Source organism: Stenotrophomonas sp. YJH_SMC_120, assembly GCF_059368675.1.
The window spans coordinates 1-13,220 of the sequence record NZ_JCAFRY010000004.1 but is presented as its reverse complement, the minus strand read 5'-3'; the positions used below and the strand labels follow the sequence as shown (position 1 = coordinate 13,220).

Genomic DNA, 13,220 nt, shown 5'->3' with positions numbered 1-13,220 from the left:
CGCCCCCACCAACAGGGTTAGGCCGGTACGCCGGCGACCTTGGCAAATGCCCCGCGGAACGCGGCCATCTCGTCCTCGGTGCCGACGGTCACGCGCACGCGCTGCGGCCAGATCGGCCAGCTGCGGCCGATGATCACGCCGTTGTCTGCCATCGCCTTGGCAAAGGCGGCACCGTCGCGCTGCACATCCACCACGAAGCAGTTCGCTTCCGACGGCACGCAGCTGAAACCACGCTTGCCCAGCCACGCGATGGTGGCCTGCCGCACCTTGGCATTCTGCAGGCGCCGCTGCGCGATCAACTGAGGATCCTGCAGGCTGGCCAGTGCCGCGGCCAGTGCTGGCACGGGTAGCGGGTTGTCGCCCAGGCTGGCCAGTTCGCGCAGGCGGTCGGGATGCGCGGCCGCCACGCCCAGGCGCAGGCCGGCCATGCCATAAAGCTTGGAGAACGTGCGCAACACGATCAGGTCATCGCGCTGCGCCACCTGCGCGATCAGGCTCGGCTGCTCGCTGTACTGCAGGTAGGCCTCGTCGACCAGTACGCGGGTGGACGCAGGCTTGTGGGCCAGCAGCCAGGCGAGTTCATCCGGCGGGCTGATCGAGCCGGTCGGGTTGTTCGGGTTGCACACATACAGCAGGCCAGTCGAGCGCGCGTGTGCGGCGGCCACCATCGCGCGCAGGTCATGTGCGCCGTCGTCGTGCAATGGCACTTTCTGCACGTGCGCACCGTGTGCGGCCGCGACCTCGCCCAGCGTCTCGAAGGTCGGATCGGCGACTACCAGTCCCGCCTGCGGGCCGGTCCACAGCACGGCGGCACGGTTCAGCGGTTCGCTGGAACCCGGATAGAGCCGCACGTGATCGGCCGGAATGCGCGCCTGTTCGATGAAGGCGTCGCGCACCTGACCGGCCAGTGCGAAACGGTAGCGGCCGCAACCGGCGATGCTGTCGCGTGCCGCCTGCTGGGCTGCGGGCGAGGGGCCGTAGGGGCATTCGTTGAAATTCAGCAGCACCGCACCTTCGGCGGGGCCCGGGGCGACGGCTGTCGCGGGTTGGGCATGGCCGGGCCGCGGCAGCCCGCTGCCGGCGACGGCGAGGCCGGCTCCGGCCAGTTGCAGGAAGCGTCGACGGGAAGCGGGCAGGGTCACGGGCAGGATTCCGAAGGGCAGACCGTCGCACGCTAGCGCCGGCGAGGGTGGGCGGCAAGCTGCTTTTTGTGGCGTCGCGCCATGCAGATGTGCCAACCAAGGTTGGCACCTGCCGGAACGAGGGAGAAGGTTGGCACCTGCCGGAGCGAGGAAGAAGGTTGGCACCTGCCGGAGCGGGGAGTGCCCGTCGAGCACGCTCGACGCTGCAAAGGCGGAGGCGTTACAGGGCCTGACGGCTGGGCGCGGTAGAATCCCCGGCCATCCCAGAACCACCGGATCCCGATGAGCCCCAGCCCCGCCGAACGCGCCGAAGACCTTCGCCGGCAGATCGCCCAGGCCAACCGCGCCTATCACGAGCTGGACGCGCCGGAGATCCCCGACGTCGACTACGACCGGATGGTGCGCGAGCTGGAAGCGCTGGAGCGCGAGCACCCGGAACTGGCCCGTGCCGACAGCCCGACCCAGCAGGTCGGTGCGCGCCCCTCTGGCCGCTTCCCGGAAGTGCGCCATGCGGTACCGATGTTGTCGCTGTCCAATGCCTTCAGCGACGAGGAAGTGGCCGATTTCGTGCGCCGCATCGATGAGCGCCTGGGGCGTCGCAGCCTGCGGTTCTCGGCCGAGCCGAAGATGGACGGCCTGGCGATCAGCCTGCGCTACGAGGACGGTCATTTCGTGCTCGGCGCGACCCGTGGCGATGGCAGTACCGGCGAGGACGTGACCGCCAACCTGCGCGAAATCGGTGACATTCCCAAGCGCCTGCACGGCAAGGACTGGCCGGATGTGCTGGAGGTGCGCGGCGAGGTCTACATGGCCCGCGCCGACTTCGAGGCCTACAACGAACGTGCGCGCCTGCAGGGCGGCAAGGTGCTGGCCAATCCGCGCAACGCGGCGGCCGGTTCGCTGCGCCAGCTCGACCCGAAGATCAGTGCGCAGCGCAGGCTGAGTTTCTTCGCCTACGGCACCGGCGAAGTGCAGGGCGGCGAGCTGCCGGACACCCATTCGGGCACCCTGGCCCAGCTCGGCGCCTGGGGCTTCCCGGTCAGTGAGCTGTGCAAAGTGGTGGAGGGCACCGACGGCCTGCTCGGTTACTACCGCACTATCGGTGAACGCCGCGACGGCCTGCCGTTTGATATCGATGGCGTGGTCTACAAGCTGGATGACCGGGCGGGTCAGCAGGCGATGGGCTTCGTCTCCCGTGCGCCGCGCTGGGCCATCGCGCACAAGTTCCCTGCGCAGGAACAGAGCACCACGGTGGAGGCGATCGAGATCCAGATCGGCCGCACCGGTGCTGCCACGCCGGTCGCGCGACTGGCGCCGGTGGCTGTGGCTGGCGTGATCGTGTCCAACGCCACCCTGCACAACGCCGACCAGATCGCGCGCCTCGATGTGCGCGTTGGCGACAGCGTGATCGTGCGCCGCGCTGGCGACGTGATTCCCGAGGTGGTCAGCGTCATTCTCGACCGCCGCCCGCAGGGCACCACGCCGTGGCAGATGCCGACGCGCTGCCCGGTGTGCGGCTCGGAGATCGTGCGTGAGGAGGGGGCGGCGGCGTGGCGTTGTTCGGGCGAACTGTCCTGCCCGGCGCAGCGCAAGGAAGCCATTGCCCATTTCGCTTCGCGCCGTGCCATGGACATCGACGGTCTCGGCGACAAGTACATCGAAACCCTGGTCGACGCGGGCATCGTCAAGAGCGTGGCCGACCTGTACCGGCTCAGCCGCGATACGCTGCTGCACCTGAAGCTGGTGCTCGACGCCGAGGAGCCGTCGGCGCTGGCAGCGGCGCTGAAGCTGCACCTTCCCGCCGAGGGCAGTGGTGCGGTGCTCAATGCGGTGCTCAAGCTGGACGGCAACGATCCGGGCTGGCGCGCGCAGGCGCTGGCGCAGCCGGCCAGCTTCGAATGGAACACGAAGAAGATCGCCACCAAGTGGGCCGACAACCTGATCGCAGCGATCGACGCCAGTCGTGCGGCCACGCTGGAGCGCCTGCTGTTCGCGCTCGGCATCGAGCATGTGGGCGAAAGTACCGCCAAGGCGCTGGCGCAGTGGTTCGGTGACCTGGAGCTGATCCGTCACCTGCCGTGGCCGCTGTTCAAGCGTGTGCCGGACATCGGTGGCGAAGTGGCGCGTTCGCTTGGCCACTTCTTCGAGCAGCAGGGCAACCAGCAGGCCATCGATGACCTGCTGCAGGTCGGCCAGGTGCGCATCAGCGACGTGCATGCGCCCAGTGCCAAGCTGCGCGAAGGGCTGGATCTGGCGCAGTTGCTGGTCGAGTCGGAGATCCCCGGCATCACCCGTCTGCGCGCCGAAAAGCTGGTGGCTGCGCTTCCCGGCGCACAGGCGGTGCTCGATGCCGAGCATGGCCAGTTCGTCAACGCCGGCCTGCCCGATGACACCGCGCGCGGTCTGGCCGAATGGCTGGACGCTGATGGCCACGGTGCGATGCTGTTGGCCGCCGAGAACGCGATGCGGGAGATCCTGGCCAAGGCGCCGGCGCTGGCCGAGATCGTGGCGGGTCCGCTGGATGGGCAGACCGTGGTGCTGACCGGCACCCTGGCCCAGCTCACCCGCGATGCCGCCAAGGAACGCCTGGAAGCGCTGGGTGCCAAGGTCTCCGGCAGTGTGTCGAAGAAGACCAGCTTCGTGGTGGCCGGTACCGAGGCCGGCTCCAAGCTGGACAAGGCACAGTCGCTGGGCGTGCCGGTGTGGGATGAGGACCGCCTGCTGGCCTATCTTGCCGAACACGAATGATGACGCCGCCGGGTGCCCGGCACCCGGCATGAAGCACAAAGGAACACCGATGCAGACTGCCCCACTGGATTTCCGCCTGGCCACCCGTGCCGACGAAGAACTGTTGATCGCGTTGATGCGCGAGTTCTATGCCGAAGACAGGATCGACTTCGACGACGCGCGCGTGCGTCGCGGCGTGGATGCGCTGCTGGCCGACCCACGCAACGGCGAAGTGCTGCTGTGGCTGGACGAGGCGGCCGAGGTGGTCGGTTACGCAGTGATCGCGATGGGCTTCAGCCTGGAGCAGGGCGGCCACTTCATGCTGCTGGACGAGCTGTACCTGAGCCATCGTGCGCGTGGTCGCGGCCGCGGCAAGCAGGCGCTGGCCATCTGCGAACAGCGGGCACGGGGCCGCGGCGTAAGCCGCCTGCGCCTGGAAGTGAACCACCACAACGAGCTGGCCCGTCGCCTCTATCTGGCGAGCGGTTACATCGATGACACCCGCGATCTGCTGACCCTGCCGCTGGACCACCCGCGCCCGGAGGGCATCCTGTGAGCGAGGCCCTGCTGCGCGCGCTGCAGCAGCGCGCCGCGCTCAATGCGCTGGTCCGCCGCTTCTTCGCCGAACGCGATGTGCTGGAAGTGGAAACGCCGATCCTGTCGGTGGCCGGCAACACCGAGCCGAACATCGACAGCTTCCATACCGATTTCACCGGCCATGTCGATGCCGGCGGACGCCGCCGCTGGCTTCGCACCTCGCCGGAGTATCCGCTCAAGCGCCTGTTGGCGGCGGGCGTGGGTGACTGTTACGAACTGGGCCGGGTATTCCGCAATGGCGAGGCGGGCGGCCGCCACAACCCGGAGTTCACCATGCTGGAGTGGTACCGGGTTGGCTGGGATCATCATCGCCTGGTGCAGGAGACCGCAGAGCTGGTCGGCCAGGCGCTGGCGCTGGTCGGGCGCAGTGCGACCCTGCGCGTGCTGAGCTACCGCGAGCTGTTCCAGCAGCATGTGGGCGTTGACCCGTTCAAGGCCGATGAGGCTGCGTTGCGGGCCGCGATGGGTGATGTGCACATCGATCCGGTCGGTTTGACCCGCGACGACTGGCTGGACCTGTTGATGACCCATCGCATCCAGCCGCAGTTTGATGACACAGTGATGACCGTGGTCCATGACTGGCCGGCCAGCCAGGCGGCGCTTGCGCGCATCCGTGCCGGTACACCACCCCTGGCCGAGCGTTTCGAGTTGTACCTGGGCGCGGTGGAGCTGGCCAACGGCTATCACGAACTGAACGACGCCCACGAGCAGCGCGCGCGCTTCCAGCGTGACCTGCAGCGACGACATGAACGTGGCCAGGTGCAGCCGGCGCTGGACGAGGCGCTGCTGGCCGCGCTGCCATCGATGCCGGCGTGCGCGGGCGTGGCGGTGGGGGTCGATCGCCTCCTGATGGCGATGAACCGCACGCCGCGGATCGCTGACGTGCTGGCCTACGACTTTGCCCACGCATGAGGGACGTGCGTTCCTGAACGTCAAAGACTGAACGGAATTCCGCGATTCCGCGCTTGCTTCGGTAAGCAGGATGATGCTCTTATCACGGCAGATGCCGGACACTGGCACGCAGTTCATCCATTCCTGCTGGGGAAGGCTTTGGTCAAGTGGTTTGCGGTTGTCGCTGCACCGGTTTACTCCATCGCGCTCTGGGGTGCCTGGCTGCCGTCATCGGCATCTGCCCAGCAGGCCGGCTACGACGGTGAAGTGGTGACCTGCGAATCACGCGATATGGGCTGGGTGCATTGCGATATCGATGTCAGCAACGGCGTCGACCTGGTGCGCCAGCTTTCCAACAGCAGCTGCATCCGTGGCAGCGAATGGGGCACCGACCGCAGTGGCGTGTGGGTCACGCTGGGCTGCCGCGCCGAGTTCCGCGCACGCCGCGCTGCGGGTGCCGCGCCGGTAGCCAGCGAGGGCAAGCGCCTGGTCCGTCGCGTGGTGCGTTGTGAATCCAATGGTCGCCCGCAGAGCTGCCCGGTGCGCCTGGATGGCGCGCCAGTGCGCCTGCTGCGCCAGCTGTCGGCGCTGCCATGCCGCGAAGGGCAGGGCTGGGGCTACAAGCGCAATGAAGTCTGGACCAGCCGCGGTTGCCAGGGGGATTTCGAAGTGGCTGACGAGGACGGCCGATTCGTTGACGTACCACGCCGGCTGACCTGTGAATCGAAGTCGAAGAAGCGCCGTTTCTGCGGCGCCAGCATCTCGGTCGGTGCCGCCGTCTCCGAGCAGCTGTCCAGCACGCCGTGCGAGGAAGGCAGTACCTGGGGCTGGAGCCGCAACGGCATCTGGGTGGACGGTGGCTGCCGCGCCGAGTTCTCGGTGAATTGAGCCCGGGCGGGCTCCAACCCCGGGGGGCGTGGCCCTACAATGGGCCCATGAACACTGCCTCCGACATCGACTACGCCCGTTACGACCATATCCGTCCGATCCTGTGGACCGGCGATGCCCTGCAACTGCTGGACCAGCGCAAGCTGCCGTTCGTGGTCGAGCATGTGGTCTGCCATGACAGTGACGAAGTGGCTGCGGCCATCCACGCGTTGACCGTGCGCGGTGCGCCGGCCATCGGCATCGCCGCCGCCTGGGGCGTGGTGCTGGCCGCACGTGACGTGCAGGCCGCAGACGGTGCGCACGCGCTGCAGCAGCTGGAACCGGCGCTGCAGCGTCTGAACGCTTCGCGTCCGACCGCCGTCAATCTGGCCTGGGCGCTGGCGCGCATGCGCCGTTGCCTGAATGCCGCCGGTGCTGACTGGAAGGCGAAGCTGGAGGCCGAAGCGCAGGCCATCGCCGAGGAAGACCTGGCCGCCAATCGCCACATGGGCGCGCTGGGCGCAGGCCTGATCGAAGCCGGCAGCGGCGTGCTGACCCACTGCAACACCGGCTCGCTGGCCACCGCCGGCTTCGGCACCGCGCTGGGCGTGATCCGCGCCGGCATGGCCCAGCACCGCATTGCCCGCGTGTTCGCTGGCGAGACCCGTCCGTGGCTGCAGGGCGCGCGCCTGACCGTGTGGGAGCTGCAGCAGGATGGCATTGACGCCACGCTGATCGCCGATTCAGCCGCCTCGCACCTGATGAAGACCGGCGCTGTGCAGTGGGTGATCGTCGGTGCCGACCGCATCTGCGCCAACGGCGATACCGCCAACAAGATCGGGACCTATCAGCTGGCCATCGCCGCCCGCCATCACGGCGTGAAGTTCATGGTCGTGGCGCCGTCCTCGACGGTGGACATGGAGACCGTGGACGGCAGCCAGATCGAGATCGAGCAGCGCGATCCGGGCGAGCTGTACGGCGTGGGCGGCACCCGCACGGTGGCAGAGGGCATCGCTGCCTGGAACCCGGTGTTCGACGTCACCCCGGGTGAGCTGATCGACGCCATCGTGACCGAGCGCGGCGTGATCCTGAACCCGACCCCGGAGAACATGCGCGCCGCCTTCGGCGGCTGACGCGCGGGGGGAGGGGCCGCGTGACCTCCGCCCCCGGTGGTGCCGGCCGCGGGCCGGCAACCCCCTAAGTTCCTGATTTGTGCAGGTAAAATACCCGTAAAGGGAGGCGGAAAACGGCCTGTTGTGGTAATATCCGCAGGTTGAATCGAGGTTCCGGCACGACCCCCTCCCGCAGGGGGCTGCGCCGGACTGGACCGCTACCAGACAACGGAACCCGAATGGCAGAAACCGCCAAGGAAATCATCCAGGTCAACCTGGAAGACGAGATGCGCAAGAGCTACCTCGATTACGCCATGAGCGTGATCGTGGGCCGCGCGCTCCCGGATGCGCGCGACGGCCTCAAGCCGGTGCATCGCCGCGTGCTGTTCGCGATGAATGAACTCAACGCGCACAGCAACAAGCCCTACTTCAAGTCGGCGCGTATCGTCGGTGACGTCATCGGTAAGTACCACCCGCATGGCGATCAGTCGGTATACGACACGCTGGTGCGCCTGGCACAGCCGTTCTCGCTGCGTTACATGCTGGTCGATGGCCAGGGTAACTTCGGCTCCATCGATGGCGACTCCGCCGCGGCAATGCGATACACCGAAGCGCGCATGTCGCGCCTGGCGCATGAGCTGATGGCGGACATCGACAAGGAAACTGTCGATTTCCAGCCCAACTACGACGAAAAGGAACTGGAGCCGACGGTCATGCCGACCCGGTTCCCGAACCTGCTGGTCAACGGTTCGGCCGGTATCGCGGTGGGCATGGCGACCAACATCCCGCCGCACAACCTGAGCGAATCGATCAACGCCTGCATCGCGCTGATCGACAACCCGGAAATCGACGTCGACGGCCTGATGGAGTACATCCCGGGCCCGGATTTCCCGACCGCCGGCATCATCAACGGCACCGCCGGCATCGTCGCCGGCTACCGCACCGGCCGTGGCCGCGTGCGCATCCGTGCCAAGGCCGATATCGAAGTGGCCGACAACGGCCGCGAATCGATCATCGTCACTGAAATTCCTTACCAGGTGAACAAGGCGCGTCTGATCGAGAAGATCGCCGAGCTGGTCAAGGAAAAGAAGATCGAAGGCATCAGCGAGCTGCGCGATGAGTCCGACAAGGACGGCATGCGCATCTACATCGAGATCAAGCGCGGTGAATCTGCCGAGGTTGTGCTGAACAACCTGTACCAGCAGACGCAGATGGAATCGGTGTTCGGCATCAACATGGTGGCGCTGGTCGATGGCCGCCCGCAGTTGATGAACCTCAAGCAGATGCTGGAGGCGTTCGTCCGCCACCGTCGCGAAGTGGTCACCCGCCGTACCGTGTTCGAGCTGCGCAAGGCGCGCGCCCGTGCCCACGTGCTGGAAGGCCTGACCGTCGCGCTGGCCAACATCGACGAGATGATCGAACTGATCAAGACCTCGCCGAACCCGAACGAAGCACGCGAGCGCATGCTGGCACGCGTGTGGGAGCCGGGCCTGGTCGGTGCGATGCTGGGTGCCGCCGGCGCCGAAGCCTCGCGCCCGGAAGACCTGCCCAAGGGCGTGGGCCTGATCGAGGGCGGCTACCAGCTGACCGAGATCCAGGCCACCCAGATCCTGGAAATGCGCCTGCACCGCCTGACCGGGCTGGAGCAGGACCGCCTGACCGATGAGTACAAGCAGCTGCTGGAAGTGATCGCCGGGCTGATCCACATCCTGGAAGATCCCGACCGCCTGCTGCAGGTGATCCGCGAAGAGCTGGTCAGTGTGAAGGCCGAATTCGGCGACGAGCGTCGTACCGAGATCCGCCACAGCGAAGAAGACCTGGACATCCTCGACCTGATCGCGCCGGAAGACGTGGTGGTCACCGTGTCGCATGCCGGTTACGTGAAGCGCCAGCCGGTGAGCGTGTACCGCGCGCAGCGCCGTGGTGGTCGTGGCCGTAGTGCGGCGGCGACCAAGGAAGAGGATTTCATCGAACAGCTGTGGCTGGTCAACACGCATGACACGCTGCTGACCTTCACCAGTTCGGGCAAGGTGTTCTGGCTGCCGGTCTACCAGCTGCCGGAAGCGGGCTCCAACGCCCGCGGCCGTCCGATCATCAACTGGATCCCGCTGGAACCGGGTGAACGCGTGCAGGCCGTACTGCCGGTGCGCGATTACGCCGATGGCCAGTTCGTGTTCTTCGCCACCAAGAACGGTACGGTCAAGAAGACCCCGCTGGGTGAGTTCGCCTTCCGTCTGGCGCGCGGCAAGATCGCGATCAACCTCGATGAGGGCGACGCGCTGGTCGGCGTCGGCCTGACCGACGGCCAGCGCGACATCCTGCTGTTCGCCTCCAACGGCAAGACCGTGCGCTTCGGCGAGGACAAGGTCCGCTCAATGGGCCGTACCGCCACCGGCGTGCGGGGCATCAAGATGCCGGCCGGCGAGGAGGTGGTCAGCCTGATCGTGGCCGAAAGTGCCGGTGGCATCGAGGACGAGAACGAGGACGACAGCGGTGTCGAGGAAGCCGCCGGCAATGGCGATGCGGTGATCGAAGGCGCCGACGACGCCAGCGTTCAGTACATCCTGACCGCGACCGAGAACGGCTATGGCAAGCGCACCCCGCTGCCGGACTATCCGCGCAAGGGCCGTGGCACCCAGGGCGTGATCGGCATCCAGACCACCGAGCGCAATGGCAAGCTGGTCGCCGCGGTGCTGATGGGCTCCAGCGACGAAGTCCTGCTGATCTCCGATGGTGGCACCCTGGTGCGTACGCGTGGCTCGGAAATCAGCCGCGTCGGCCGCAACACCCAGGGCGTGACCCTGATCCGCCTCTCCAAGGACGAGAAGCTGCAGGCGGTGGAGCGCATGGATGCCTCGATCGACGAGGACGAGGACGAGGTGGCTGCCGCCGCCCCGGCCACGACCGACGGCGCACCGGCTGCTGCCAGCAGCGAGGACGCCGCGCAGGAGTGATCCTGCCGCGAGCCTGAGGTACCGACGACGCCGGCCCTGTGCCGGCGTCGTCGTATCCGGGTGCCACGCATACGCGCGCGCTTCACGCAGGCGGTGGGATAACGGCGCATGCTGCCCCCGGAGATCGACGATGTCCGCCACGCCGCAGTCCGCTCCTGCTCCCGTCCGCGCCTCCCGGCATCCCCTCGTCACCGTGCTGTCACTGCTGCTGGTCGTGCTCGGCCTGGTCATCGGCGGGCTCGGTGGGTGGCTGCTCAGCCTGGGTGGCTCGGCGTACTACGCCATCGCCGGGCTCGGCCTGCTGGCCAGCGGAACCCTGTTGTTCGGCAACCGCCGCAGCGGCGCGCTGCTGTATGCGCTGGTGTTCATCGGCACGCTGCTGTGGACCTGGTGGGAATCGGGCAGCGACTACTGGCGCTGGGTACCGCGGCTCGGGCTGGTGACTGCGCTCGGCATCGTGCTGGCGCTGCTGGCGCCGACACTGCGCGAGCCGGTTTCACAACGCCTGTCGCGCAGCGTGGCGGGCGTGCTGATGCTGGTGTTCGTGGCCGCCTTCGGCCTGGCTTTCGCGCCGCATGGTGAAGTGGATGGGCATCAGCCGTTCCCGGAAGGCGCGGTCAGCGCCGGACTGGAACCTACGCGCGATACCACGGGCCTGCAGCCGGCTGACCAGCCCGCCGAGGGCGACTGGCCGGCGTGGGGCCGCAGCAATGCGGGTACCCGCTATTCGCCACTGCAGCAGATCACCCCGGCCAATGTGGCCACGCTGCAGCCGGCCTGGCAGTTCCGTACCGGCGATATGCCGAAGAAGCGCTGGGGCGCGGAAACCACGCCGCTGAAGATCGGCGACCGCCTGTACCTGTGCACCGCACGCAACCGCCTGATCGCGCTTGATGCTGCCAGCGGCAAGGAACTGTGGCGGTTCGATCCAAAGGTGAAGGATGCTTCGATTCCCTATACCGCTGCCTGTCGTGGTGTGAGCTATTACGAGCAGCCCAGCACGCCGACCCTTGCCGACGCGGCATTGGCCGATGTCGCTGCCGATCTGGCCCTGCCGGAGCCGCCGCCCAGCGTCACCCGCAGCGCTGCACCGGGCAGTCGTCCGGCGTGCTGGGCGCGCATCATTGAAGGCACGCTGGACGGTCGCATCATCGCGGTGGACGCGGACAGCGGCCGCCCCTGCGCCAACTTCGGCAACAACGGCCAGGTCGACATCACCCTGGGCATGGGCGAGGTGCCACCGGGTTACGTGTCGATCAACTCGCCGCCGGCCATCGTGCGCGGCGTGATCGTGACCGGTCATCAGGTGCTGGACGGGCAGCGCCGCGATGCGCCCTCAGGCGTGATCCAGGCGTACGACGCCATCACCGGCAAGCTGCGCTGGGCGTGGGACATGGACCAGCCCGAGCGCAGCGGCCTGCCGCCGCGCGAGCAGACCTATACGCGCGGCACCCCCAACATGTGGACCACTGCCACCGGTGATGAAGCGCTGGGGCTGGTCTACCTGCCGCTGGGTAATTCCGCGGGAGACTATTGGAGTGGTTCGCGCACGGAGAACCAGAATCGCTATGCGACCTCGCTGGTGGCGATCAACGTGGCCACCGGCAAGCCGGTCTGGCATTTCCAGGCGGTGCGCAAGGATGTGTGGGACTACGACCTGGGTTCGCAGGCCAGCCTGATCGACTACCCGACGGCGGCGGGCAAGGTGCCGGCGATCCTGCTGCCGACCAAGCAAGGTGACATGTACATCCTCGATCGCCGCAACGGCCAGCTCCTGACTGCCGCCGAAGAGCGCAAGGTGCCGGTCGGCGGCGTCGAACCCGAGCAGCGTTCTCCCACCCAGCTGTTTTCGCTGTACCACACGCTGCGCCGCGAACATGACCTGACCGAGCGTGACATGTGGGGCATCACCCCGATTGACCAGCTGGTCTGCCGCATCCAGTTCCGCAAGGCGTACTACGAAGGGTTCTACACGCCGCCGAGCAGCGAGCGACATTCCATCGAGTACCCCGGCTACAACGGCGGCTCGGACTGGGGCAGCGTGTCCATCGATACGCGCCGCGGCGTGATCGTGGCCAACTACAACGACATGCCCAACTACAACCGGCTGGTGCCACGCGCGGAGGCCGACCGGCTGGGCTGGCTGCCGCGCGAGAAGGTCCGGTTCGACAAGGGCGGTGCCGAAGGCGCGGGCGACCCGCAGGTGGGTACGCCCTACGCCATCCAGGTCAACGCCGGCTGGCGGCTGCCGTTCACCGGCCTGCTGTGCAAGCAGCCGCCCTATGGCGGTATCCGTGCCATCGACCTGCGCACCGGCAAACTGCTGTGGGACCGTCCGTTTGGCAGTGCGCGCGGCAACGGACCGTTCGGCATCCGTTCCGGCCTGCCGATCGAGATCGGCACGCCGAACAACGGCGGTTCGGTAGTGACCGCCAGCGGCCTGATCTTCATCGCCGCCGCCACCGATGACCTGCTGCGCGCCATCGACCTGAAGACCGGCAAGGAGCTTTGGCACGCCAAGCTGCCTGCCGGCGGCCAGGCCAATCCGATGGTGTACGAGCAGGGCGGGCGCCAGTACGTGGTGATCATGGCCGGCGGCCACCATTTCATGGAAACCCCGAACGGCGATTACGTGATGGCGTTTGCGTTGCCCAGGTAGGGCCGACGGGGTAGAACCGGCTGGGTAGAGCCGACTGGATAGAGCCGACTGGATAGAGCCGACTGGGTAGAGTCGACTGTTAGTCGACTGCTCTTCTCTCCCATGCTGGAAAGCCCGCGCTTCGCGCGATAGTCGACTAACTGTGATCTCTCTGTACGTTGTTCATCCGGGACATCTTTGGAAAATGGTGGTTACCACACCTCTCCAGACCCCAAAGAGCCCGGATGAACCACCATAAAAATGCCCGTTTGACCGTCCATAGTCGAGCACT

The 13,220-nt window shown here is 67.2% G+C and carries 8 protein-coding genes; 7 read left to right on the top strand and 1 reads right to left on the bottom strand.

The features are described from left to right. Positions 1 to 17: 17 nt before the first annotated feature. Positions 18 to 1,142, bottom strand: coding sequence for a pyridoxal phosphate-dependent aminotransferase (locus AC5P60_RS07410; RefSeq protein ID WP_012480756.1), 1,125 nt, complete (start codon positions 1,140 to 1,142; stop codon positions 18 to 20). Between the two features lie 276 nt (positions 1,143 to 1,418). Between AC5P60_RS07410 and ligA the strand changes: the two genes are divergently transcribed. The 7 genes from ligA (at position 1,419) to AC5P60_RS07375 (ending at position 12,949) form a co-directional block, all read left to right on the top strand. After that, positions 1,419 to 3,890 carry an NAD-dependent DNA ligase LigA gene (gene ligA / locus AC5P60_RS07405; protein WP_172958440.1) on the top strand — a complete coding sequence of 824 codons (2,472 nt, stop codon included), beginning with the start codon at positions 1,419 to 1,421 and terminating at the stop codon, positions 3,888 to 3,890. Positions 3,891 to 3,939: 49 nt separating this feature from the next. After that, complete coding sequence (locus AC5P60_RS07400; RefSeq protein ID WP_005413904.1) at positions 3,940 to 4,425, top strand: GNAT family N-acetyltransferase; 486 nt, start codon at positions 3,940 to 3,942, stop codon at positions 4,423 to 4,425. Next, complete coding sequence (gene epmA / locus AC5P60_RS07395) at positions 4,422 to 5,378, top strand: EF-P lysine aminoacylase EpmA (protein ID WP_005410221.1); 957 nt, start codon at positions 4,422 to 4,424, stop codon at positions 5,376 to 5,378. Before AC5P60_RS07400 ends, epmA begins: the two co-directional genes overlap by 4 nt. Positions 5,379 to 5,516: 138 nt before the next feature. After that, on the top strand, positions 5,517 to 6,245 hold the full coding sequence (locus tag AC5P60_RS07390) for a DUF3011 domain-containing protein (RefSeq protein WP_005413902.1): 729 nt from the start codon (positions 5,517 to 5,519) through the stop codon (positions 6,243 to 6,245). Between the two features lie 47 nt (positions 6,246 to 6,292). Beyond that, entirely contained in the window at positions 6,293 to 7,357 is a 1,065-nt protein-coding gene (gene mtnA, locus AC5P60_RS07385) for an S-methyl-5-thioribose-1-phosphate isomerase (RefSeq protein WP_005413901.1), read from the top strand. A 218-nt stretch (positions 7,358 to 7,575) separates the two neighbouring features. Next, the gene (gene gyrA, locus AC5P60_RS07380; protein WP_088431503.1) at positions 7,576 to 10,290 is read left to right on the top strand and encodes a DNA gyrase subunit A; all 2,715 of its coding nucleotides are present in this window, start codon (positions 7,576 to 7,578) and stop codon (positions 10,288 to 10,290) included. 130 nt (positions 10,291 to 10,420) lie between these two features. After that, on the top strand, positions 10,421 to 12,949 hold the full coding sequence (locus AC5P60_RS07375; protein ID WP_495201720.1) for a membrane-bound PQQ-dependent dehydrogenase, glucose/quinate/shikimate family: 2,529 nt from the start codon (positions 10,421 to 10,423) through the stop codon (positions 12,947 to 12,949). Positions 12,950 to 13,220 lie beyond the last annotated feature (271 nt).